The 22,923-nt window shown below is 58.7% G+C and carries 20 protein-coding genes; 10 read left to right on the plus strand and 10 right to left on the minus strand.

Annotation, left to right across the window (positions count from 1 at the left end; all coding sequences use genetic code 11):
* Positions 1-57: 57 nt before the first annotated feature.
* From FQ182_RS12730 to FQ182_RS12750, 5 genes are all read left to right on the plus strand, one after another.
* The gene (locus FQ182_RS12730) at positions 58-1,497 is read left to right on the plus strand and encodes a di-heme oxidoredictase family protein (protein WP_149411927.1); all 1,440 of its coding nucleotides are present in this window, start codon (positions 58-60) and stop codon (positions 1,495-1,497) included.
* A gap of 31 nt (positions 1,498-1,528) precedes the next feature.
* A complete protein-coding gene (locus tag FQ182_RS12735) occupies positions 1,529-2,593 on the plus strand; it encodes an imelysin family protein (RefSeq protein ID WP_149411926.1) in 1,065 nt (354 codons plus the stop codon).
* A 2-nt stretch (positions 2,594-2,595) separates the two neighbouring features.
* Positions 2,596-3,693 (plus strand): DUF1513 domain-containing protein, encoded by a 1,098-nt coding sequence (locus FQ182_RS12740; protein WP_149412015.1) that lies wholly within the window; start codon positions 2,596-2,598, stop codon positions 3,691-3,693.
* 158 nt (positions 3,694-3,851) lie between these two features.
* Positions 3,852-5,015, plus strand: a complete 1,164-nt coding sequence (locus FQ182_RS12745) for an efflux RND transporter periplasmic adaptor subunit (protein ID WP_149411925.1) — start codon at positions 3,852-3,854, stop codon at positions 5,013-5,015.
* Between the two features lie 3 nt (positions 5,016-5,018).
* A complete protein-coding gene (locus tag FQ182_RS12750) occupies positions 5,019-8,045 on the plus strand; it encodes a multidrug efflux RND transporter permease subunit (RefSeq protein WP_149411924.1) in 3,027 nt (1,008 codons plus the stop codon).
* 533 nt (positions 8,046-8,578) lie between these two features.
* On the opposite strand, the gene FQ182_RS12755 is transcribed toward FQ182_RS12750, so the two are convergent.
* The 5 genes from FQ182_RS12755 to colR all read right to left on the minus strand — a co-directional run bounded on the left by FQ182_RS12755 (position 8,579) and on the right by colR (position 12,345).
* Positions 8,579-8,800 (minus strand): hypothetical protein, encoded by a 222-nt coding sequence (locus FQ182_RS12755; protein ID WP_149411923.1) that lies wholly within the window; start codon positions 8,798-8,800, stop codon positions 8,579-8,581.
* Positions 8,800-9,516 carry a lipopolysaccharide kinase InaA family protein gene (locus tag FQ182_RS12760; RefSeq protein WP_149411922.1) on the minus strand — a complete coding sequence of 239 codons (717 nt, stop codon included), beginning with the start codon at positions 9,514-9,516 and terminating at the stop codon, positions 8,800-8,802. The genes FQ182_RS12755 and FQ182_RS12760 overlap by 1 nt, the downstream gene beginning before the upstream one ends.
* Positions 9,517-9,520: 4 nt before the next feature.
* Positions 9,521-10,201, minus strand: a complete 681-nt coding sequence (locus FQ182_RS12765; RefSeq protein ID WP_149411921.1) for a class I SAM-dependent methyltransferase — start codon at positions 10,199-10,201, stop codon at positions 9,521-9,523.
* A 190-nt stretch (positions 10,202-10,391) separates the two neighbouring features.
* Complete coding sequence (locus FQ182_RS12770) at positions 10,392-11,672, minus strand: HAMP domain-containing sensor histidine kinase (RefSeq protein WP_149411920.1); 1,281 nt, start codon at positions 11,670-11,672, stop codon at positions 10,392-10,394.
* Positions 11,662-12,345, minus strand: coding sequence for a two-component system response regulator ColR (gene colR, locus FQ182_RS12775; RefSeq protein ID WP_133099640.1), 684 nt, complete (start codon positions 12,343-12,345; stop codon positions 11,662-11,664). The genes FQ182_RS12770 and colR overlap by 11 nt, the downstream gene beginning before the upstream one ends.
* A 201-nt stretch (positions 12,346-12,546) precedes the next feature.
* On the opposite strand from colR, the gene FQ182_RS12780 reads away from it, so the two are divergent.
* The gene (locus FQ182_RS12780; RefSeq protein ID WP_149411919.1) at positions 12,547-14,496 is read left to right on the plus strand and encodes an LTA synthase family protein; all 1,950 of its coding nucleotides are present in this window, start codon (positions 12,547-12,549) and stop codon (positions 14,494-14,496) included.
* 51 nt (positions 14,497-14,547) lie between these two features.
* A complete protein-coding gene (locus FQ182_RS12785; protein WP_149411918.1) occupies positions 14,548-15,294 on the plus strand; it encodes a phosphatase PAP2 family protein in 747 nt (248 codons plus the stop codon).
* Positions 15,295-15,420: 126 nt separating this feature from the next.
* Here the strand turns inward: FQ182_RS12785 and groL are convergent, their stop codons facing one another.
* The 4 genes from groL to FQ182_RS12805 form a co-directional block, all read right to left on the minus strand.
* Positions 15,421-17,064, minus strand: a complete 1,644-nt coding sequence (gene groL, locus FQ182_RS12790) for a chaperonin GroEL (RefSeq protein WP_133099644.1) — start codon at positions 17,062-17,064, stop codon at positions 15,421-15,423.
* A 49-nt stretch (positions 17,065-17,113) separates the two neighbouring features.
* A complete protein-coding gene (groES, locus tag FQ182_RS12795) occupies positions 17,114-17,410 on the minus strand; it encodes a co-chaperone GroES (protein ID WP_133099645.1) in 297 nt (98 codons plus the stop codon).
* 247 nt (positions 17,411-17,657) lie between these two features.
* A complete protein-coding gene (locus FQ182_RS12800) occupies positions 17,658-18,134 on the minus strand; it encodes an FxsA family protein (RefSeq protein WP_149411917.1) in 477 nt (158 codons plus the stop codon).
* A 66-nt stretch (positions 18,135-18,200) separates the two neighbouring features.
* A complete protein-coding gene (locus tag FQ182_RS12805) occupies positions 18,201-18,932 on the minus strand; it encodes a HugZ family protein (RefSeq protein ID WP_149411916.1) in 732 nt (243 codons plus the stop codon).
* 74 nt (positions 18,933-19,006) lie between these two features.
* On the opposite strand from FQ182_RS12805, the gene FQ182_RS12810 reads away from it, so the two are divergent.
* The gene (locus FQ182_RS12810) at positions 19,007-19,765 is read left to right on the plus strand and encodes an SDR family oxidoreductase (protein WP_149411915.1); all 759 of its coding nucleotides are present in this window, start codon (positions 19,007-19,009) and stop codon (positions 19,763-19,765) included.
* Positions 19,766-19,779: 14 nt separating this feature from the next.
* Here the strand turns inward: FQ182_RS12810 and FQ182_RS12815 are convergent, their stop codons facing one another.
* Positions 19,780-20,787 carry a DUF481 domain-containing protein gene (locus tag FQ182_RS12815; protein ID WP_149411914.1) on the minus strand — a complete coding sequence of 336 codons (1,008 nt, stop codon included), beginning with the start codon at positions 20,785-20,787 and terminating at the stop codon, positions 19,780-19,782.
* Between the two features lie 163 nt (positions 20,788-20,950).
* Here FQ182_RS12815 and FQ182_RS12820 point away from each other — a divergent pair, with 163 nt between their 5' ends.
* Positions 20,951-21,304, plus strand: coding sequence for an MGMT family protein (locus FQ182_RS12820; protein WP_149411913.1), 354 nt, complete (start codon positions 20,951-20,953; stop codon positions 21,302-21,304).
* A 42-nt stretch (positions 21,305-21,346) separates the two neighbouring features.
* Positions 21,347-22,879 carry an AmpG family muropeptide MFS transporter gene (locus FQ182_RS12825; protein WP_149411912.1) on the plus strand — a complete coding sequence of 511 codons (1,533 nt, stop codon included), beginning with the start codon at positions 21,347-21,349 and terminating at the stop codon, positions 22,877-22,879.
* The last annotated feature ends 44 nt before the right edge of the window (positions 22,880-22,923 follow it).

Genomic DNA, 22,923 nt, shown 5'->3' on the forward strand with positions numbered 1-22,923 from the left:
CCGCCCTGCCCTGTTAGACTTTGCGCCCTTGTTTTGACTGAACATCCAGGAAACCTGATGCCCCGTTCGCTTCTTCGCCTGTCTGCACTATTGATGGCCCTGGGCCTGAGTGCCTGCGATGACGCCCCGCCCCCAGCTTTTATAGAGTTCACTCAGGCCGAGCCGGGGGACGCGCGGGCCGGTGGCAGCACCACGGTGAGGAAGTCCGATCAGAACGCGTTCTCCCTGCCGTCGGCCAACCTGTCGCCTACCCGGCGCCTGGACTTCAGTGTCGGTAACAGTTTCTTTCGCAGCCCCTGGGTGATTGCACCGTCCACCACCACAGCACGGGATGGCCTGGGGCCGCTGTTCAATACCAATGCCTGCCAGAACTGCCATATCAAGGATGGCCGTGGCCACCCGCCGCCGACCGATGCGGTCAATGCCGTGTCGATGCTGGTGCGCCTGTCGATCCCCAACTCGCCACCGTACGCCAAGGTCATCGAGCAACTGGGGATTGTTCCCGAACCTATCTACGGCGGGCAGCTGCAAGACATGGCCGTGCCCGGTGTCACACCAGAGGGCAAGGTGCGGGTCGACTACACACCGATAAATGTCAGTTTCAAGGACGGCACCGTGGTCGAACTGCGCAAGCCCATTCTGCAGATCACCCAACTGGGCTACGGACCGATGCACCCGGACACGCGGTTTTCCGCGAGGGTTGCACCGCCAATGATTGGCCTGGGGTTGCTGGAAGCCATCTCCGACGCCGACATCCTGCAAAACGCTGGGGAACAGGCGGATAAAAACGGCGTGATAGGCCGGCCAAACTGGGTCTGGGACGACGCCCTGCAAAAAACCGTCCTCGGCCGATTTGGCTGGAAAGCCGGACAACCCAACCTCAATCAACAAAATGTTCACGCGTTCTCTGGTGATATGGGCCTGACCACCCGCCTGAGACCGTTCGATGACTGCACCGAGGCGCAGACCGCCTGCAAACAGGCGCCCAACGGCAACGGCACGCAGGACGAGCCGGAAGTCAGTGATAACATCCTGCGCCTGGTCTTGTTCTACACCCGCAACCTGGCTGTGCCGGCCCGCCGTGACGTTGAGTCGGCGCAGGTGCTGGCCGGGAAAAACCTGTTTTATCAGGCCGGTTGCCAGTCGTGCCACACGCCCAAGTTCACCACGACGAGCAATGCCGCTGAACCTGAACTGGCCAATCAAGTGATTCGCCCCTACAGCGATTTGCTGCTGCACGACATGGGCGACGGCCTCGCCGACAACCGTACCGAATTTCGGGCCAGTGGCCGCGACTGGCGCACGCCGCCGTTGTGGGGCATCGGCCTGACGCAAACCGTCAGTGGTCATACCCAGTTCTTGCATGACGGCCGCGCCCGCAACCTGCTTGAAGCCGTGCTGTGGCACGGCGGTGAAGCACAGGCGGCGCAGCAGCATGTGCTGTCTTTTAACGCCGAACAGCGCGCCGCGTTGCTCACGTTCCTGAATTCTCTATAAGCTTTGCCCCACTTACAGAAGGGAGCTCGACATGTTCCGTCCCAAGTTGTTGTTCACCAGCCTTGCCGCCCTTGCCCTCGGCGCCTGTTCGCCCCAGGACCCGCAAGCGGTGACCTCGGCGGCCATCGCCAAGCAAGTGATCCTGCCGACTTACAGCCGCTGGGTCGATGCTGACCGGCAACTGGCCGTCAGCGCCCTGGCTTACTGTCAGGGTAAAGAGTCCCTGGAGACCGCTCGTGCCGACTTCCTCCACGCGCAAAAAGCCTGGGCCCAGTTGCAACCGCTGCTGATCGGTCCATTGGCCGAAGGCAATCGCGCGTGGCAGGTGCAGTTCTGGCCAGACAAGAAAAACCTGGTAGGCCGTCAGGTGGAACAACTGGTCACCGCCCAGCCGCAAATTGATGCTGGCGCCCTGGCCAAGTCCAGCGTGGTGGTGCAAGGCCTGTCGGCCTACGAATACATCCTCTACGACGCCAAGATCGATCTGGCCGATGACGCGCAGAAAGCCCGTTATTGCCCCTTGCTGACCGCCATCGGCGAACGGCAGAAACTCCTCGCCGAAGAGATCCTGTCGAGCTGGAACAGCACCGATGGGATGCTGGCGCAGATGACCAAGTTTCCTAACCAGCGCTACGCCGATTCCCACGAAGCCATCGCTGCCCTGTTGCAGGTGCAAGTGACCGCCCTGGACACCCTGAAGAAAAAACTCGGCACGCCCATGGGCCGCCAGACCAAGGGTATCCCACAGCCGTTCCAGGCCGATGCCTGGCGCAGCCAGTCGTCCCTGCAGAGCCTGGAGGCCAGCCTCGCAGCGGCCCAGACTGTGTGGGTTGGCGTCGACAACAAAGGCCTGCGCGGCCTGTTGCCGGCCGATCAGAAGCCTTTGGCCGACAAGATCGACGCCGCCTATGCCGCGTCCTTGAAACTGTTCGCCAGCAACCAGCGCTCGCTGAATGAATTGCTGGCCGATGACGCCGGGCGCCAGCAACTCAACAACATCTATGACAGCCTCAACGTCGTCCACCGCCTGCACGAAGGCGAACTGGCCAAGGCGCTGGGCATCCAACTGGGCTTTAACGCCAACGACGGTGACTGATGATGCTCAGGCGACAGGCTTTGGCCATCGGCAGCGTGCTGCTCAGTGCAATTACCCTGGGTGGCTGGACGCTGTTCAAGCAAAAGGGTAAAGGCCCGCTGCTGCTGTCGGCGCGCGATGACAATGATGGCAAGCACTACGCCGTCGGCTATCGCCTGGACGGTAAACAGGTGTTTGCCACCCAAGTGGGCCAGCGCTGCCACGACATCATCAATCACCCGACGCTGCCCATTGCGCTGTTTGTCGCCCGTCGCCCGGGTACCGAAAGCTACCTGATCGACTTGCGTGACGGCGCGCTCCTGCAAACCATCACCTCCAACGCCAATCGCCACTTCTATGGCCACGCGGTCATTCACAAGAGCGGCGACTGGCTGTACGCCACGGAAAACGACACCTCAGATCCCGGTCGCGGCCTGCTCGGCGTGTACAAGTTCGAAGGCGAGCGGTTGGTACACAGCGGCGAGATTTCCACCCATGGCATCGGCCCGCACCAGGTGTCGTGGATGCCCGACGGCGAAACCCTGGTGGTGGCCAACGGTGGTATTCGCACCGAGGCCGAAAGCCGGGTCGAAATGAACCTCAATGCCATGGAGCCGAGCCTGGTACTGATGCAGCGCGACGGCACCCTGCTGAGCAAGGAAACCCTGCCCCAGCAGATGAACAGCGTGCGGCATATGGGGATCGCCAGCGATGGCACCATCCTCGCCGGGCAGCAGTTCATGGGGCCGTCCCATGAGCGTTCCGAGCTGTTGGCAATCAAGCGGCCGGGGCAGCCTTTTGTGGCGTTCCCGGTGGCCGACGAGCAGTTGCAGGCCATGGGGCATTACACCGCCAGCGTCGCCGTGCACAGCGAGCTACGCCTGGTAGCGCTGACGGCTCCACGGGGCAACCGCTTTTTTATCTGGGACATGGACACCGCACAATTGCGCCTGGACGGGCCGTTGCCGGACTGTGCCGGCGTCGGTGCGGTGGCGGACGGGTTTGTTGTGACATCCGGCCAGGGCCGCTGCCGTTTCTACAATTGCCGGCAAGAACAGTTGCTGGCAAAGCCGCTGGAATTGCCGGCAGGGCTCTGGGACAACCATCTGCATTTGATCTGACATCAATACAGGGTCTGTAGGACGTTCTCCACCCCGTGATGGGAACGTTCCTGCCACCTATCTCTGTCAAAATTACCAGTTGGAATCCCCCAAAAAGTCGGTGTAATGTGCCGACTTGTCTGTCTTCGTCTGTCCCAGTTTTTCCAAGGAATCGGAATATGCTGCGCCGTCGCATGCTGATCATGTTGGGTGTCGTCCTGTTAATCGTCCTGCTGCTGGCGGGCTATAAAGCCTTCTCCATTTATCAGCAGGTCCAGGTCTTTTCCGCGCCAAAACCGCCCGTCAACGTGGCGGTGGCGACGGCTGTCGAACAACCATGGCAACAACGCCTGCCGGCAGTGGGCACGCTCAAGGCCTTGCAAGGGGTCAATCTGAGCCTGGAAATTGCTGGCACCGTCAAGGCCGTGCAGTTCGAGTCTGGGCAGAAGGTCAAGGCCGGCCAGCCTCTGGTGCAACTGGACAGTGCGGTGGAAAGCGCCCTCCTGGAAACCGCCCAGGCTGACCTGGGCCTGGCGCAACTGGACTTCGGCCGTGGCAGCCAACTGGTGGGCAGCCAGGCGATCTCCAAGGGCGAATTCGACCGGCTCTCGGCGCAACTGCAAAAAAACAAGGCCACGGTCAACCAGCTCAAGGCGTCACTGGCCAAGAAGCACATCGTCGCGCCGTTCAGCGCCACCATCGGCATTCGTCAGGTGGACGTTGGCGACTACCTGGCCAGCGGTACGGTGATCGCCACATTGCAGGACATCAGCAGCCTGTACGTCGACTTCTACATCCCCGAACAATCGGTACCCAAGGTCGCAGTCGGTCAAAGCGTCCAGGTGGAAGTTTCGGCCTGGCCGAAACAGGACTTTCCCGGCACCATCAGCGCCATCAACCCGAAAGTCGAGAACAGCACCCGCAACGTGCTGGTGCGCGCCACCCTGGCCAATCCCGATAGCAAATTGCTGCCGGGCATGTTCACCAGCCTGCAGGTACTGCTGCAGGACCCCGCGCCGCAGATCGTGGTGCCGGAGAGTGCGATTACCTACACCCTTTACGGCAACTCGGTGTACGTCGTAGCCCAGAAAAAGGCCGAAGACGGCACGCTGGAGAAGGATGCCAATGGCCAGCCAGTGCTGATCGCCGAGCGGCGGTTTGTCGAGACCGGTGAGCGTCGCGGTGGCCTGGCCCTGGTGGCCAAGGGGCTCAAGGATGGCGAGCAAGTGGTCAGCGCCGGCCAGATCAAACTGGACGCCGGCACCCACATAGCCATCAGCCCGGACAAAAACCTGCCGGCCGATCCTGGCCAGTCTCCACGCGCCGACGGTGCAAGGAACTGAGCCATGAAGTTCACCGACACGTTCATCCGTCGCCCCGTGTTGGCCATGGTGGTCAGCCTGCTGATTGTACTGCTGGGTTTCCAGGCCTACAGCAAGCTGCCGCTGCGCCAGTACCCGTCCATGGAAAACGCCCTGATCACCGTGACCACGGCGTATCCCGGCGCCAATGCCGAAACCATCCAGGGCTATATCACGCAACCGTTGCAGCAAAGCCTGGCGAGCGCCGAAGGCATTGACTACATGACGTCGGTCAGTCGCCAGAACTTCTCGGTGATCTCCATTTATGCCCGCATCGGCTCCAACAGCGACCGGCTGTTCACCGAGTTGCTGGCCAAGGCCAATGAGGTCAAGAATAAACTACCCCAGGACGCCGAAGACCCGGTGCTGAGCAAGGAAGCCGCCGACGCTTCGGCGCTGATGTACATCAGCTTCTCCAGCCAGGAACTGAGCAACCCGCAGATTACCGATTACCTGTCGCGGGTGATCCAGCCCAAACTCGCCACCCTGCCCGGCATGGCCGAAGCCGAGATCCTCGGCAACCAGGTGTTCGCCATGCGCCTGTGGCTAGACCCAGTCAAGCTCGCAGGCTTCGGCTTGAGCGCCAGCGACGTCACCGATGCGGTGCGCCGCTACAACTTCCTCTCCGCTGCCGGCGAGGTGAAGGGCGAGTATGTGGTCACCAGCATCAACGCCAACACCGACCTCAAGTCCGCCGAAGCCTTCGCCGCCATCACCCTGAAAACCGACGGTGACAGCCGCGTGCTGCTCAGCGACGTGGCGCGGGTGGAGATGGGCGCGGAGAACTACAACGCCATCAGTTCCTTTGGCGGCACCCCGTCGGTGTACATCGGCATCAAGGCCACCCCCAGTGCCAACCCGCTGGACGTGATCAAGGAAGTGCGCAAGATCATGCCGGAGCTGGAGTCTCAGCTACCGCCCAACCTCAAGGCGGAAATCGCCTACGACGCCACGCTGTTTATTCAGGCGTCGATCAATGAGGTGGTGAAAACCCTGTTCGAAGCAGTGCTTATCGTAATCGTCGTGGTTTTCCTGTTCCTCGGCGCGCTGCGTTCGGTGGTGATTCCGGTGATCACCATTCCGTTGTCGATGATTGGCGTACTGTTTTTCATGCAACTGATGGGCTACTCGATCAACCTGCTGACGCTGCTGGCAATGGTATTGGCCATCGGCCTGGTGGTGGACGATGCGATCGTGGTGGTGGAGAACATCCATCGGCATATAGAAGAAGGCAAGACACCGCTGGATGCTGCACTAGAGGGCGCCCGGGAAATTGCCCTGCCGGTGGTGTCGATGACCATCACTCTGGCGGCGGTCTATGCGCCGATTGGCTTTCTGGAGGGGCTGACCGGAGCGCTGTTCAAGGAGTTCGCCCTGACCCTGGCCGGTGCGGTGGTGATTTCCGGCATTGTTGCACTGACCCTGTCGCCGATGATGTGCGCGCTGCTGTTGCGCCATGATGAAAACCCCACGGGACTGGCCCATCGCTTGGACCGCACCTTCGAAAGCCTCAAACGGCGCTACCAGAGTGCCCTGCACGGCACCTTGAACACCCGGCCAGTGGTGGTAGTGTTCGCGCTGATCGTGCTCTGCCTGATTCCGGTGTTCCTCAAGTTCACCCAGTCGCAACTGGCCCCCGACGAGGACCAGGGCATCATTTTCATGATAGCCAGCGCCCCGCAGCCGACCAACCTCGATTACCTCAACACTTACACCGATGAGTTCATCAAGATCTTCAAGGAATTCCCGGAGTACTACTCCTCGTTCCAGATCAACGGCTTCAACGGCGTGCAATCAGGCATCGGCGGCTTCCTGCTCAAACCGTGGAACGAGCGCAGCCGCACCCAAATGCAAATCCTGCCCGAAGTGCAGAAACGCCTGGCAGACATTCCCGGCCTACAAGTATTCGGCTTCAACCTGCCCTCCCTCCCCGGCACCGGCGAAGGCTTGCCCTTCGGTTTCATCATCAACACGCCCAACGACTATGAATCCCTGCTGCAAGTGGCCGACAGGGTGAAAAAACGCGCCATGGAGTCGGGCAAGTTTGCCTTTGTCGACATCGACCTGGCCTTCGACAAACCGGAAGTGGTGGTGGATATCGACCGCGCCAAGGCGGCGCAAATGGGTGTATCGATGCAGGACCTGGGCGGCACCCTGGCGACATTGCTGGCAGAGGCGGAAATCAACCGTTTCACCATCGACGGCCGTAGTTACAAGGTGATTGCTCAGGTAGAGCGGGCTTATCGGGACAACCCGCAGTGGCTGAGCAACTACTACGTAAAAAACACCCAAGGCGAACTGTTGCCACTGTCGACCCTGATTACCATCACGGACCGGGCGCGACCGCGCCAACTGAACCAGTTCCAGCAGCTCAACTCGGCACTGATCTCCGGTTTCCCCATTGTCAGCATGGGTGAGGCCATTGAGACCGTACGCCAGATTGCCATTGAAGAAACCCCGCCCGGATACGCCTTCGACTACAGCGGTGCCTCACGCCAGTTCATCCAGGAAGGCAGCGCCCTTTGGGTCACCTTCGCCCTAGCGCTGGCGATCATCTTCCTGGTGCTGGCGGCGCAGTTCGAGAGCTTCCGCGATCCTCTGGTGATTCTGGTGACGGTGCCGCTGTCGATTTGTGGGGCATTGATTCCGCTGTTCCTTGGCTGGTCGAGCATGAATATCTATACCCAGGTGGGGTTGGTGACCTTGATCGGGTTGATCAGCAAGCACGGGATTTTGATCGTCGAATTCGCCAACCAGTTACGCAAGGACAAGGGGCTTACAGCACGGGAAGCGGTGGAAGAAGCCGCGGCGATTCGCTTGCGGCCGGTATTGATGACTACGGCGGCGATGGTGTTTGGCATGGTGCCGCTGATCTTCGCCACCGGGGCGGGGGCGGTAAGCCGGTATGACATCGGGATGGTAATTGCGACGGGGATGTCGATTGGGACGTTGTTTACGTTGTTTGTGTTGCCGTGTGTTTATACGTTGCTGGCTAAGGCGGATGAGGTCTGAGACGCCGCCCTTTTTGGGGGCCAATCCGCTTTCTGTAGGCTTGCCTGCGATGGGTTTACAGGCACCACGTTCATCCAGAAAACCCGCGTCATCGTTAACGGCCATCGCAGGCAAGCCAGCACCTACAGGGATCCGCGTTTGCTTTTCACCACTCAGGTCGGCTACCAGGCCGCCGTGCTTTTGCTTTTGATCTTGATCTAAGGCGCCCCGTTAACCACGATGGCTGAACGCAGGCATTGATCCGTGGGTAAACCGGCAGGACGCCAGTTTAGCCGCGCTGGGCCAAGGATGGCCCATCGCGGCGGCCCACGGAGCAATGCCGGAGTGAAGGCATGCCGAGCCACAGCGAGGCACCAAGTGGTGGGGCAAGAGCCTTTGGTTACTTTGGGCTTTTCAAAGTGACACGCCGTAAGGGCGTAACCCTAAGCCGCCGTCACCCAAAAAATGGATATATACCCCAAACCCCAACCGCAACCCGAAAAAAAAGGCCTCGCAAAACGAGACCTTTCATATGGGTTTCAATGAATTCAACGCTATGGCCTCATCCCTTGTGAAAGCCCGAACATAAACAGCAACAACTGATGATCAGGCTGAACCACGGCATTCACCTTGGCGATCCGCGGCAACGGGCACTGCCCGCCACCCTGCACCGCACTGAGGATCTCTGTACGCGGCATCTCCCAGGAAGCCAGGGCCAGGGATGCAATCCCCAACGCCCCCAACAGAAATAAACCTCGTGCTATTTCTAGCTTCATTACGTTAAACCTTTGATAGCGCTGCCAAACGCCGTCTCGTAAAAGTAGCTGAGTTTTTGCCAGTCGGAAGCGTTCCACGACGAATGGCGACGTAATTGCAGCATGTCATGGGAGGCCGCCTGCCGAGCGGTCATACGCTGGCGGCATTTCTCGAAATCCAGCAACGCCACTTCGACATTGGCCGCGTCGCCCTCACCCGTGACCTTGACAAAAATGTGCTTGATGTAGAGGCACCCATGCTGCCAGCGGCCTTTGTGCATACGTACCAAGGTGCAAGCGAGCTCCTGAAGCAGGCGCTCATGCACCAACTCGCCGTACTGTTCGCGGCCACCAGCGGCGTACCAGTTTTCGATTTCGTCGAAACCCTCCAGGGCTGCCGTCACCAACAAGGCCTTCCATTGATGCTTTGGATCACGGCGTGCTTCGCAGAACACCAGCTCCGGCACCCGCACATCCAGCAAACGCAGACCCTTGAGGGCATCACGCTCGCGTAACACGGTAGGGCGTCCAAAAGGATGCAGCCAGCTGCGGTAGATATGACCGGTCTGGCGCTTGCTATACAGCAAACGGCCATTGGTCCCAACCACGCGTTGCACGCCACTTTCACCGCCACGGCGACGATTGGGTTCCTCGACCCATTCACCCTTCTGGCGCCAGAAATAATCAAATCGCTCCTCGGGAGCTACTTCACTACCTGCTACACACTCAACTGCCATCCTGTTACCTCTTACGCAATACATACACTCGCCACATGGCGTAGAGCGGAATGAAGTCCAAATGTTCCTGAACCCGGAAACCGGCTTGTTCGAACTCAGCCTCAACAGTAGCAGCCGGTAACACAAACCGATTTTGGTAACCTTCCTGCTCACCCTTATTGCGACGCCGTACCTCGGAACGCTTGCGCTTCCAGGCCTTGAAGTTGCCATCCACCCACAGCGAAATAATCACGCTGTCACGGGTAACACGCTGAAACTCCCGCAATATCGCCATCCGGTGCTCGGGATCACCAATGTGGTGCATCAGGCGCATGCAAAAAATGCTGTCGACGGCGTTGTCTGGCAAATCAATATCAAAGGCAGATGTCTGCAAGGGCCGTACCCGTTTCACCACCTCGGCCGGTTGGGCCACTGCGGCAATCTTCAACATCGCTTCAGAATTGTCGGCACCGATAATCACGCGATTGGGTTTTTCCGCCAACAATGGCCAGAAACGCCCGGCGCCACACGGCAGGTCCAGCACCAGGCCAGGCTCGCCCGCCATGGCCAGCGCACCGCGTGCCAATTGCTCATCGCGTTTGTGGGACAGTCGACGAGCCAGATTGTCCTGATGCTTGAGCAAATAATTCTGCGCATGCTGCTCATCGTACTTTTCGGAAAATTCAAGCTTGATTGGGGTAACCATCAACGGGTCTCCTGTACTGATGCCTACGACCTTAAGCGGCGGCGTGTCATCCTCAGGTCAACCCTTTGTGAAAAAAACGTTCCGTCTAACGGTAAAACATTACAAAGTTTTACAGGTAAAAGCCATGGCATGGGGCCATCTTCGCCGAACAGGCTGAAATCTGCCCCTGAGAATAGGGGCAGGAAAGGGATCAGGATTTGACCGAACTCAACTCAACGTGGAACCGGCAGCCATTGGGTTCCATGGTGCTGAGGCTGACGGTCCAACCCTGGTTTTCGCAGATCCGCTGAACCAGCGACAAGCCCAGCCCGAGGCCTTCGCCGCGCTTCTCGTTACCGCGCACAAAGGGCTCAAACATCGCTTCGCGCTTGTCTTCAGGAATACCCACGCCAGTGTCTTCCACTACGAACCCTGTGGGTTCCAGGGTCAGGCGGATAAAACCCTGTTCGGTGTAATGCAGGGCATTGCGCAGTAGGTTGCCCATGACCGCATGCAGGAACGTGGCGTTGTAGCGAGTACTTAGGGGATTGCCCGGCAGGTAGAACAATTCAATGCCTTTGCCCTCGATGGGATCGCGCCAGATTCCCAACAGATCCTCGGCCACCTGCGTGAGGCCGACTTGGGGCGACATGCTGGCGTCTTCCCGTTGGGCACGGGCCAGCATCAGGAACGTCTGCACCAGTTCGCTCATATCTTCACAGGCACGGGCAATACGCTCGACCTGATTGCGAGCGCGGGAATCAATGGCCGGGTTCTCCAATAGCAACTCACAGGAACTGGCCAGCACCATCAATGGCGTGCGCAATTCGTGGCTGACATCGCTGGTAAACATCCGCTCCCGGGTGAGCGCCTGCCGCAGGCGGCCGAGGGTGGCGTCAAACGCCACTGCCAACTCCCCCACTTCATCAGCGGCATAATCCGGGGCCAATGGCGGCGCCAAGCCAAGCAATTGGTCACGATGACGAACCTGGCGAGCCAGGCGCACCACCGGTGCCATCACCTTGCGTGCCAGGACCCAGCCAAGAAACACGGCCAGCGCCAGGCTGAGAACAAAGCCTACCAGCACCACGGCAAACAGCACGCGCTCACGCTCTTCGAAGTCGCTCTGGTCTTGCAGCAGGACATAACGGCGGCCGTCAACGATCTCGACCATGGCGTGATACGACAGCTGTTCGCGAAACACCTCATGAAAACCCGAGTCCAGGTGACGCAAATCCTTGGGCAGTTCAAAATCCCCGTGCCCACCGCTGAAATAGAACAACTGGTCCGGCTCGGGCCGATGCCGCCAATCTTCAAGGCTGTCCATCAGCAGCAGCCGTTGCAGATCGCCACCCAACCCCGCTGAAATCAGCTTTTCTTCCACCAGGTGCACGGTGGCGATGATGCCCATGGCGAAGGCCCCTGCCACCAGCGCGCTCATCAGCGCAAAGGCAATGATGATCCGCTGAGAAAGGCTTTGCTTAAACTCCATCTCGGCCCTCAACCAGGCGATAACCCACACCGTGCACCGTTTGCAGCAGCGGTTTGGCGAACGGTTTGTCGATAACCTGACGCAATTGGTGAACATGGCTGCGCAAGCTGTCGCTGTCTGGGCAATCGTCGCCCCACAAGGCTTCTTCGAGAATTTCTCGACGCAACACATGAGGGCTTTTCTGCATCAACACCGCCAGTAACTTCAGGCCCACCGGGTTGAGCTTGAGCAGTCGCCCTTCGCGGGTTACCTCCAGTGTGTCGAGGTCGTAGGCCAGGTCGCCCACTTGCAGGGCGCGACGACCGCCACCTTGGGCTCGGCGTAGCACCGCCTCGATACGTGCCGCCAGCTCCGACAGGGCGAACGGTTTGAGCAGGTAGTCATCGGCACCAGACTTGAAGCCTTGAAGCCGGTCATCCAACTGGTCGCGGGCCGTCAACATGATCACCGGCGTGTCGCGACGGGCGTCTTCGCGCAGGCGTTTGCACAGGGTGTAGCCATCAATGCCTGGCAGCATGATGTCGAGGACGATCAAGTCGTAATGCTCGGTAGCGGCCAGGTGCAGGCCCGACAAACCGTCCTGCGCACAGTCTACGGTGTAGCCCTTTAGCCCCAGGTAATCGGCCAGGTTGGCCAGAATATCGCGGTTGTCTTCAACCAATAAAATTCGCATGGGCAGTGTCTCCGTACGCGGTAACGGCCGTGTTGGCTCGCGCAGCTTAAGGCCAAGTATGGCCCACGGCTAGACCTGAACGAGCAACTGATTAAGGGTTTCAACCAATTGAATGGATTAACGAGTTTTTCACTATAGGTTCACAAACCGACCACAGTATCAGGCGGAAGATCGCGGCCCATCGATATAAGGAACATGGACATGGGCTTTCCAAAGACAGCGCCAATGCGCTATTTGTTATTGGTGACCGGCGCCTGGCTGGTCATTTTTCTACTGACGCGCGGCGTGCTTCTCATCAGCCACCCGGATGAAGTCGGCGGCAACCTGCTGCCGGTGTTTGGCGTGGGCCTGCTTTACGACCTGGGCTTTCTGGCCTACGCCGCCCTGCCTCTGGGGCTGTATCTGCTGCTGTGCCCACCGGCGTTATGGCGCCGCCGCGGCCATCGCTGGTTTCTGCAAGGCGTGCTGACGGTCAGTTTGTTCGCCATGCTGTTCACGTCGGTGGCGGAATGGCTGTTCTGGGACGAGTTCGGTGTTCGCTTCAACTTTATCGCCGTCGACTACCTGGTGTACTCCAATGAGGTACTGAACAACCTGCTGGAGTCGTACCCGATCGGCAAACTGCTGAGCCTTCTGGCGATGCTGGCAATTGTGTTGAGCCTGGCGTTACGAAAACCGTTCAATACAGCACTCGACTCTCCCCTTCCTGCGATGCGTGGCCGCTTGCTCAATGCGCTGGGTTTACTGGTTATCGCCGGCCTGAGCCTGCAACTGATCAGCCAAGACAACCCGCGTGCACAGGGTGGCAACGCTTACAATAACGAACTGGCAAGCAACGGCCCGTATCAGTTTTTCGCCGCGTTCCGTAACAACGAGCTCGATTACACGCAGTTCTATAAGAGCCTGCCGTCCGATGTCGTCGCCAAGCAATTGCGCGCAGAACTCAGCGAACCCAATGCACGCTTTATCGGCAGCGATCCACTGGATATCCGCCGCGCCATCGACAACCCTGGCACATTGCGCAAACCCAATATCGTACTGGTGACCATCGAAAGCTTCAGTGCCAAATACATGGGCAGCAACGGCGACGGGCGCAACCTGACGCCTAACCTGGACACCCTGCGCCAGCAAAGCCTGTATTTCAACAATTTCTACGCCACCGGCACACGTACCGATCGCGGCCTCGAGGCCATTACCTTGGCCATTCCACCTACGCCAGGGCGCTCGATCGTCAAGCGCATCGGCCGGGAGAGCGGCTTTGCCAGCCTTGGCCAGCAACTCAACGCCATTGGTTACGACAGCGTGTTTGTTTACGGCGGGCGCGGCTACTTCGACAACATGAACGCGTTTTTCAGCGGTAATGGTTATCGGGTGGTAGACCAGAGCAGCGTCGACGAAGCGCAAATCTCCTTCAAGAATGCCTGGGGCATGGCCGACGAAGACCTCTATAAACAGACGTTGAAACTGGCAGACGCCAATTACGCCAAGCAGCAACCATTTCTGCTGCAACTGATGACCACTTCCAACCACCGTCCTTATACCTACCCGGACGGGCGCATCGACATCAAATCGGGCAACGGTCGCGACGGAGCAGTGAAGTACACCGACTACGCCATCGGCCAGTTCCTGGAGGCCGCACGCCAGAAACCGTGGTTCGACAACACGATCTTTATCTTTGTCGCTGACCACACCGCCGGCAGCGCGGGCAAGGAAGACTTGCCTATCAGCAACTACCAGATACCGCTGTTCATCTATGCACCGAAACTGATCGAGGCCCGTGAAAGTGCGCAACTGGCCAGCCAGATCGACATCGCACCGACATTGCTGGGCCTGCTTAACCTGAGTTACGAGTCGACATTCTTTGGCCGCAACCTGCTGCAAGACAACCCGCTGCCGCCCCGCGTGGTGGTGGGCAACTATCAGCACCTGGGCTTGTTTGACGGCAAGGACCTGGCGATTCTCAGCCCCCGCCAAGGCCTGCGTCGCCATGACCAGGCCCTGGGTGAGAGCCAAGAATCACGCGTGGGCAGCGATGACCCGCTGATTCAGCGGGCCATCACCTACTACCAGGCCGCCAGTTATGACTTCAAACATCAATTACTAAGCTGGAAGGGCCCCAAGGACGCGGACCCCCAGTTAAGCACACGCTAACCAAAATGCTCCGGGCAGGTCAGCCCGGAGCTTTCAATACCAGGGTTTGCTATGTCTTCAACCGTTTTGCGCCCAGCTTCCAAGCCTCTCAATTTTTGGCTGTACCTGGGAGTGCCCGCCGCTGCGGCGGTGATTTTGCTGCTGCTGGAACTGACGTCACTGGACATGAGCCTGGCCAAACTGTTTTACAGCGCAGCAGACGGCGGTTTTATTGGCCGGTACAGTTTTTTCCTTGAAGACATCCTCCACGACCGCGCCAAACAACTGGTCATCCTGTTCTCGGTGCTGGCCATTCTGGGCTTTGTTGGCGCGCTCATTCTTGAGCGACTAAAACCCTACCGACGCGAACTAGGCTGCCTGGTACTGTCTCTGGGCCTGTCCACCTCATTCGTTTCCCCGCTGAAAGTGGTCACCGCAGTGCAGTGCCCCTGGAGCCTCCAGGAGTTTGGCGGCAAGGAAACCTACAGCGCACTGCTGAGCGCCCGACCGCAAACCGACAAGCCCGGGCGCTGCTGGCCTGGAGGTCACGCGGCCACGGGGTTTACCTTGTTTGCCCTGTTCTTTGTGTTACGCGATCGCCGACCACGCCTGGCACGCAAGGCGCTTATCCTGGCATTCGGGTTGGGGGCAGTGCTCTCCATCAGTCGAATGATGCAAGGGGCGCACTTCTTTTCCCATAACGTCTGGACAGCGATCTTTTGCTGGCTGATCTGCTTGGGGACGTATTACTTCTTGCTGTATCAGCGTGGAGAAAAGGCCGAGCAAGTGATTCAGGGAAAGGTCGTGAGAACGACTTGAGGCCAACAGATCGTCGATATGTCGTCCTGCTGACGTCCACATAACGGGCCATTAAACCCTCAGCCATAAAAAAGCCCCGCCTGCATCACTGCAGGCGGGGCTTTTCAGTATCGGGGTAAGGCTGGCTTACATCATGCCGCCCATGCCACCCATACCGCCCATGTCTGGCATACCGCCGCCAGCTGGTTGGTCATTCGGAGCTTCAGCAATCATGGCTTCGGTGGTCAGCATCAAGCCGCCAATGGACGCCGCAGCCTGCAGAGCAGAGCGAGTCACTTTGGTAGGGTCAAGGATGCCCATCTCGATCATGTCGCCGTATTCACCGGTCGCAGCGTTGTAACCGAAGTTACCCGAACCCTGCTTGACCTTGTCCACTACTACGCTTGGCTCGTCACCGGAGTTGGCAACGATCTGACGCAGTGGAGATTCGATTGCGCGACGCAGTACAGCAATACCTACGTCCTGATCAGCGTTCTCGCCTTTCAGATCGCTGATAGCTTGCAGAGCGCGAATCAGCGCTACGCCACCGCCAGGTACCACGCCTTCTTCAACGGCTGCACGGGTAGCGTGCAGGGCGTCTTCAACGCGGGCTTTCTTCTCTTTCATTTCGACTTCGGAACCAGCGCCAACCTTGATCACTGCAACGCCGCCGGACAGTTTGGCCAGACGTTCTTGCAGTTTTTCACGGTCGTAGTCGGAAGTGGTATCAGCCACTTGCGAACGGATCTGGGTCACACGGGCCTGGATGTCAGCTTCAACACCAGCGCCGTCGATGATGGTGGTGTTTTCCTTGGACAGGATCACACGCTTGGCATTACCCAGGTGTTCCAGGGTAGTGCTTTCCAGGCTCAGGCCGATCTCTTCGGAGATAACGGTACCGCCAGTCAGGACAGCGATGTCCTGCAGCATGGCCTTGCGACGGTCGCCAAAGCCTGGGGCTTTGACGGCAGCAACTTTAACGATGCCGCGCATGTTGTTCACAACCAGAGTCGCCAGGGCTTCGCCTTCAACGTCTTCGGCCACGATCAGCAGTGGACGGCCGGCTTTGGCAACGGCTTCCAGCACTGGCAGCATTTCGCGGATGTTCGAGATCTTTTTGTCGACCAGCAGGATCAGCGGACCGTCGAGCTCGGCAACCATGGTGTCCGGCTTGTTGATGAAGTACGGGGACAGGTAGCCACGGTCGAACTGCATGCCTTCAACAACCGACAGTTCGTTTTCCAGGCCCGAGCCTTCTTCAACGGTGATCACGCCTTCTTTACCGACTTTTTCCATGGCTTCGGCAATGATGTCGCCGATGGAGCTGTCGGAGTTGGCCGAGATGGTGCCGACCTGAGCGATAGCCTTGGTGTCAGCGCATGGCTTGGACAGGGACTTCAGCTCTTTGACAATGGCGATGGTCGCCTTGTCGATGCCGCGCTTGAGGTCCATCGGGTTCATGCCGGCAGCGACGGCTTTCAGGCCTTCGTTGACGATCGATTGAGCCAGGACAGTAGCGGTGGTGGTGCCGTCGCCTGCGTCATCGTTGGCACGGGAGGCAACGTCTTTGACCAGTTGAGCTCCCATGTTTTCGAAGCGATCTTTCAGCTCGATTTCCTTGGCAACGGAAACGCCGTCCTTGGTGATGGTCGGAGCGCCGAAGCTCTTCTCGATGATCACGTTACGGCCTTTAGGGCCCAGGGTCGCTTTTACTGCGTCAGCCAGGACGTTGACACCGGCGAGCATTTTCTTACGGGCGGAATCGCCGAATTTAACTTCTTTAGCAGCCATGATCGATATTCCTTAAATACTTTGTAGTAACGGGAAAATGAGCGGGGAATCAGTCTTCCAGAACAGCGAGAATCTCGTTCTCAGCCATTACCAGCAGGTCTTCGCCGTCGATTTTCACAGTGTTGCTGCCGGAGTAAGGGCCGAATACAACCTTGTCACCCACTTTCACGGCCAGCGCACGTACTTCACCGTTTTCCAGCTGCTTGCCTGGACCAGCAGCGAGAATCACACCGTGGTTGGCTTTTTCAGCAGCCGAACCTGGCAGAACGATGCCGCCAGCGGTTTTCTTTTCTTCTTCACTGCGACGGATGACGACGCGGTCATGCAGAGGACGAAGCTTGCTCATTGTCGATCTCTCCTAATTGTGTTTTTCATCGGCCGGTGTCAATACCGGCAGGTTAAATTCCGGCGGTGCCGGTCGCGGCTCGCTGGGCGAATCGCGGAAGTCTGTCTGGTGTCGCCACCAGAAACCTTGCGGTGACCGTTACATAAGGGCGCATAAGCTTATTACAAGGCTTGGCGACGAAAATTTTCGTGATTGCCATGCACTTAAAAACAACACGGCCCCCGAAGGCGCCGTGCCAATCACGCAGTTACTTGGAGTCGCGGTGTTCGAACTCGCCTTCGATCACATCACCCTCGCGCCCCAGCGGCTGGCGCGGCACCGGGCCGCCACGGGATTGCAGGTCATCAGCAAAGGCGCGCTGGCGGATTGCAGCTTCTTCGGCACGCTGGCGCATCTTGCCTGCCAGCAGTCGACGGGTGATCGGCAACAGCATGATCAGGCCAACCACGTCGCTGACAAAACCTGGCAGGATCAGCAGGCCGCCACCCAAGGCCATCATCAGGCCTTCGAGCATGGTCTGGGCTGGCAGTTCGCCGCGATTCAAGCTTTCACGGGCACGCAGTGCGGTGGCCAGCCCGGCGATGCGCAGCACAAGTACGCCAAGCATCGAGCCGAGAATAATCAGCAGCAGGGCCGGGAAAAACCCGATAGCCCCGCTGACCTTGACGAAGACGAACAGCTCCAACACCGGGAACAGCAGAAAGAGCAATAAAAAAGGGCGCATCAAATGGTTCCTCAACGCAAGAATGCCTTGCTACTCCACCTTAGATGACGTCGTCGTTTCGTGAATTCAAGCGTCGGCGGCCGTTTTTTTCGGCCATTCTTCGGCGTGAGCCAGGAAAACCAAGGCCTCGCGCACTTGTGTCGGCGTGTTGCACATCTCGGCAAACGGTAGCCAGTAGACGCCCTGACCAATGCGCAAGTGCATGCCCTCGCTGTCGATACCGGCCAGTTGCGCAGGCTCCGATGTCGGCAAACCGGCTAGCTCGACATAGTGGGCAATGGCTTTGGTGTGATCGCTGTTCATGTGTTCAATCATGCTCAGCTCGGCTTTGCCGGCAAACGGGTTGGCTAGGGTCAGTTGATCCACCCAGTGGATCGCGCCGAAACCGCCAATATAACGGTGACGCACCGGTTTGAGTACCCAAAAATCAAAATCATGGGCCTTGTGGTAGTTAGCCGAGTCGGGGAAATAGCGGTAATAACGCTCGGCCGCCGCCGCAATGGATGCTTCATCCTCAAGTTTCTCGGCCTCGGCCAGGTACGTCAGGCGGCCAACAGCCTGGACATCCTCGGCCTCGCGCTCACCCACGAGCAGCGAACACTTGGGATCTTTTTGCAGGTTATGGGTGTGCTGGGCGATCCGGCTGATCAAGATCAGCGGCCGGCCCTCTTCGTCCAGGCAATAAGGCACCACCGAACCAAAAGGGAAGCCCGGCATGGCTTTGGATAGGGTGGCGAGTGCTCCTCGGTATTCCTTGAGCAGTAGTTCTCGGGCATTCTTGGCAACGTGCGCGCTCAACTTATGACTCCCTCGGTAAATTTCGTCAAAACCAGACTTGGGCAACCGCTTAATTCTGCTCACAGGACTTGCGAATGCATCTCAACGACAAAGTAATCATTATCACCGGCGGTTGCCAGGGTTTGGGCCGTTCCATGGCCGAGTATTTTGCGAGCAAAGGTGCCCACCTGGCGCTGGTGGACCTTAACCCGGAAAAACTCGATGCGGCGGTCACTGCCTGCGAGGCTCATGGCGTCAAGGCGCGTGCCTATCTGTGCAACGTGGCCGATGAAGAGCAGGTCACCCACACGGTGGCAAAAATCGCTGACGATTTTGGCGCGATCCACGGTTTGATCAACAACGCAGGGATCCTGCGCGATGGGCTGCTGCTAAAGGTCAAGGACCGCGAGATGATCAAGATGAGCCTGGCCCAGTGGCAGGCGGTCATTGATGTCAACCTGACCGGTGTATTCCTGTGTACCCGCGAGGTGGCGGCGAAGATGGTCGAGTTGAAGAGCCAGGGCGCCATCATCAACATTTCGTCGATTTCACGCGCCGGCAACGTTGGCCAGACCAACTACTCCGCCGCCAAGGCCGGTGTCGCTGCAGCCACCGTGACCTGGGCCAGGGAACTGGCGCGCTACGGCATCCGCGTGGCGGGGATTGCACCGGGCTTTATCGAAACCGAGATGACCCTGGGCATGAAGCCCGAGGCGCTGGAGAAGATGACCTCAGGTATTCCCCTCAAGCGTATGGGTCAGCCTGAGGAGATTGCCCATTCGGCAGCGTATATCTTCGAAAATGACTATTACACCGGACGGATTCTGGAATTGGATGGTGGGTTGCGGTTGTAAGGCCGCTTCCACATTTACCAGGTCACGCCAAAGCCTGCGGTATAGCGAGTCTTGCTCAAGTCGCTGTCCGAACCGCCACTGATAATGTCGCGCTCAGCCTTGAGGTTAAGCGAAGCCCATTCGGTGACTCTGTAGCGCAGGCCCATTTCTGCATCGAGAGAGTAATCGGCAGGTCCTGCCAGGGGCTTGCCCAGTTCGCCGCTGGTGAAAAACTCGACCGTCTTGCCTACCAGGTAGCGGTTGTAGTCCCACTTCATGGCCAAGGAATAGAAGTTGTCCTTGCCGCCATCCTGGTATTCATAGTCGGTGCGGTTAAGCAGCGAGCCAAGAGAGAAGGCGCCCAGTTCGTCATCCCAGAACTGATAGCCGGGACCGGTACCGACGGTGCGCTGACGAGTGAGGTCTTCGACCTTGTCGCGTTTGTAGGTCAGGCGACCCTGCCAGAACCACTGGTCGGTGATAAAACGGTCCAGGGCGTACTCGGCGCTCCAGTTATCGGTGGTGACCACGTCATTCTGGAATACGCGGTTGTACTCGCCTTCGGCAATATGCCGCCATTTGCCATGGCGGGCTGTGGTCTTGAAGCCCACGTCATAGTCATCGGTGTCTTTTTCCGCGCGCTGGTAGTCCAGCGCCACATCGACGTTGCCTTTCCACACTAGATCTTCGATCACAGGCTTGGGCTTGATGATTTGCTGAATACTCGCCAACTCGACGGTTTTCGGCACCTCGCCATTGGCCAGGATGACCTTGCCATCGTCGGCCGCGTGTAGGGACTTGGCTTTCTCGCCGGTGTAGGCGTCCTGCTTGACCAGCAACTCCTGGTCGCTTTCCAGGGTTTTCACCTGTTTCCAGTCCACCGGGATGGCGCCGGCGTATTCGGTCTGGATCAGGAGCTTGCCACCGTCGAAAACCTTGATTTTGCCGGTCAGGCGATCACCATTTTTCAACCAGACGGTATCGGCGAGCAAGGGCGTGGAGGCGCTGAAAACAGCGAGGCAAAGCAGGGTTCTGGACAACATAAGCGGATGCTGGGCTCAAATTTGGCGAAAAAAGGGCAATATCGTGTTAGATAAAGTCTTAGCAAGGACAGACTCAGGTATCTGTATTGAGTTCAATTCTCAACGCCATCTTTACAGACGTTTCTTACAAAGAGACTGATAATTTCAACCGGATACGCCCAACGTGAACGAACCCGCCGAAACCCCGCAAAGCCCCGCAGAGATTCGCCGCATTGCGCTTTACCTAACCCTTGCACAGGTGCCCAAAGGTTGCGTGGTCAGTTACGGTGAGTTGGCGCACCTGGCCGGGCTGGGCCGTGCGGCGCGCTGGGTTGGCCGCACCCTCAGCCAACTGCCCGACGACACCAAGTTACCCTGGCACCGGGTCGTCGCTGCCGGCGGTCGGATAAGTCTCCCGGTGGGCAGCGCATCAGGAGACGAGCAACGTGTGCGATTACGCAGCGAAGGGGTCAGTATCCTGAACAATCGCGTTGATATTCAGCGTCATGGCTGGCGCCCGGTAGAGCACAGCGGTTAGAGTGCGCGCTTTGTTTCCGTAATTTGAGGCAGACTCCAGCCCATGCCCCGTAAAACCTGGCGCGCCGCGCTCGCCGCCTATGCCAGCCCCTCGACGTTAGTGCTGTTACTGCTCGGCTTTGCCGCCGGTCTGCCTTACATGTTGGTGTTCTCGACGCTCTCGGTCTGGTTGCGTGAGGCCGGTGTGGCCCGTGAAACCATCGGCTATGCGAGCCTGATCGGCCTGGCGTATGCCTTCAAGTGGGTCTGGTCGCCGCTGCTCGACCAATGGCGCCTGCCACTGCTGGGCAAACTCGGACGTCGTCGTTCCTGGTTGGTACTGTCCCAAGCGCTGGTGATCCTCGGATTAATCGGCATGGGTTTCTGCGACCCGCAGAAACACCTGTCCTGGCTGATAGCCATTGCCGTTATTGTCGCCTTCGCCTCGGCCACCCAGGACATCGCGGTGGATGCCTATCGCCTGGAAATCGCCGACGACAGCCGCCAAGCCGCGCTGGCCGCCTGCTATATGTCCGGTTACCGCATCGCCGCACTGCTAGCCACCGCCGGTGCGCTGTTTTTTGCCGAGGGCTTCGGCTCCACTGGTTTCAACTATAAGCATTCGGCTTGGACCGGCACCTATGTGCTATTCGGCATATTAATGGTCCCTGCCCTGCTGACCACGTTTTTTATACGCGAGCCGGACGTGCCATTGCGCACCCAGTTGCAGGCCGGGCGCTATAGTTTTGCCCACCAACTGATGTCTGTGTTCGTGTTGATCGTGTTGCTGGTGTCCGTGCCGGCCATGTTCACCCAGTTGTACAACACCGACTTCGCCAGCGTGCTGTTCGACGGCGTCAGCCTGCTTGACCTGCTGCTGGAGGACCGCGCATTTCTGCGGGCCATCCTCTATGTCTCCCTGACCGCACTGTGCCTCTCGGCGATGGGCCGCCGCGGCCTCGCGCCGGTGCTGACTCCGGTCAACGACTTTATCCTGCGTTATCGCTGGCAAGCCCTGCTGCTGCTGGGGCTGATTGCCACCTATCGCATGTCGGACACCGTGATGGGCGTGATGGCCAACGTGTTTTATATCGACCAAGGCTTTACCAAGGATCAGATTGCCAGCGTCAGCAAGATCTTCGGCCTGATCATGACCCTGCTGGGTGCTGGCATGGGCGGCCTGTTGATCGTGCGTTTCGGCATCCTGCCGATCCTGTTTATCGGCGGTATCACCTCAGCCGGCACTAACCTGTTGTTCCTGATGCTGGCGGACATGGGCGCCGATCTGCAGATGCTGATCTTCACCATTTCCCTGGATAACTTCAGCTCGGGCCTGGCGACGTCGGCGTTTGTGGCCTATCTGTCGAGCCTGACCAACCTGAAGTTCTCGGCGACGCAATATGCGCTGCTCAGCTCGATCATGTTGCTGCTGCCGCGATTGATCGGCGGTTACTCGGGGGTGATGGTGGAGAAGTTCGGCTATCACAACTTCTTCCTGATCACCTGCTTGCTGGGTGTGCCGACGCTGATCCTGATTGCCTTGCACTGGTTCCAGGAAAGCCGGCGAATTCGGTTGAACCCTCCAAAAGAAGAGTGACGCAACGCGGTCAATATGGGAACTGGCTTGCCTGCGATGGCATC

The organism is Pseudomonas sp. ANT_H4, from assembly GCF_008369295.1.
GTDB lineage: Bacteria > Pseudomonadota > Gammaproteobacteria > Pseudomonadales > Pseudomonadaceae > Aquipseudomonas.

What these genes read in the sequence shown, in the direction of transcription:
- groL (WP_133099644.1), bottom strand. Translation starts at nt 17,064, where the DNA reads ATGGCTGCTAAAGAAGTTAAATTCGGCGATTCCGCCCGTAAGAAAATG.
- FQ182_RS12815 (WP_149411914.1), bottom strand. Translation starts at nt 20,787, where the DNA reads ATGTTGTCCAGAACCCTGCTTTGCCTCGCTGTTTTCAGCGCCTCCACG.
- FQ182_RS12825 (WP_149411912.1), top strand. Translation starts at nt 21,347, where the DNA reads ATGCCCCGTAAAACCTGGCGCGCCGCGCTCGCCGCCTATGCCAGCCCC.
- FQ182_RS12755 (WP_149411923.1), bottom strand. Translation starts at nt 8,800, where the DNA reads ATGAAGCTAGAAATAGCACGAGGTTTATTTCTGTTGGGGGCGTTGGGG.
- FQ182_RS12740 (WP_149412015.1), top strand. Translation starts at nt 2,596, where the DNA reads ATGCTCAGGCGACAGGCTTTGGCCATCGGCAGCGTGCTGCTCAGTGCA.
- FQ182_RS12780 (WP_149411919.1), top strand. Translation starts at nt 12,547, where the DNA reads ATGGGCTTTCCAAAGACAGCGCCAATGCGCTATTTGTTATTGGTGACC.
- FQ182_RS12760 (WP_149411922.1), bottom strand. Translation starts at nt 9,516, where the DNA reads ATGGCAGTTGAGTGTGTAGCAGGTAGTGAAGTAGCTCCCGAGGAGCGA.
- colR (WP_133099640.1), bottom strand. Translation starts at nt 12,345, where the DNA reads ATGCGAATTTTATTGGTTGAAGACAACCGCGATATTCTGGCCAACCTG.
- FQ182_RS12785 (WP_149411918.1), top strand. Translation starts at nt 14,548, where the DNA reads ATGTCTTCAACCGTTTTGCGCCCAGCTTCCAAGCCTCTCAATTTTTGG.
- FQ182_RS12745 (WP_149411925.1), top strand. Translation starts at nt 3,852, where the DNA reads ATGCTGCGCCGTCGCATGCTGATCATGTTGGGTGTCGTCCTGTTAATC.
- FQ182_RS12730 (WP_149411927.1), top strand. Translation starts at nt 58, where the DNA reads ATGCCCCGTTCGCTTCTTCGCCTGTCTGCACTATTGATGGCCCTGGGC.
- groES (WP_133099645.1), bottom strand. Translation starts at nt 17,410, where the DNA reads ATGAGCAAGCTTCGTCCTCTGCATGACCGCGTCGTCATCCGTCGCAGT.
- FQ182_RS12765 (WP_149411921.1), bottom strand. Translation starts at nt 10,201, where the DNA reads ATGGTTACCCCAATCAAGCTTGAATTTTCCGAAAAGTACGATGAGCAG.
- FQ182_RS12770 (WP_149411920.1), bottom strand. Translation starts at nt 11,672, where the DNA reads ATGGAGTTTAAGCAAAGCCTTTCTCAGCGGATCATCATTGCCTTTGCG.
- FQ182_RS12750 (WP_149411924.1), top strand. Translation starts at nt 5,019, where the DNA reads ATGAAGTTCACCGACACGTTCATCCGTCGCCCCGTGTTGGCCATGGTG.
- FQ182_RS12810 (WP_149411915.1), top strand. Translation starts at nt 19,007, where the DNA reads ATGCATCTCAACGACAAAGTAATCATTATCACCGGCGGTTGCCAGGGT.
- FQ182_RS12800 (WP_149411917.1), bottom strand. Translation starts at nt 18,134, where the DNA reads ATGCGCCCTTTTTTATTGCTCTTTCTGCTGTTCCCGGTGTTGGAGCTG.
- FQ182_RS12735 (WP_149411926.1), top strand. Translation starts at nt 1,529, where the DNA reads ATGTTCCGTCCCAAGTTGTTGTTCACCAGCCTTGCCGCCCTTGCCCTC.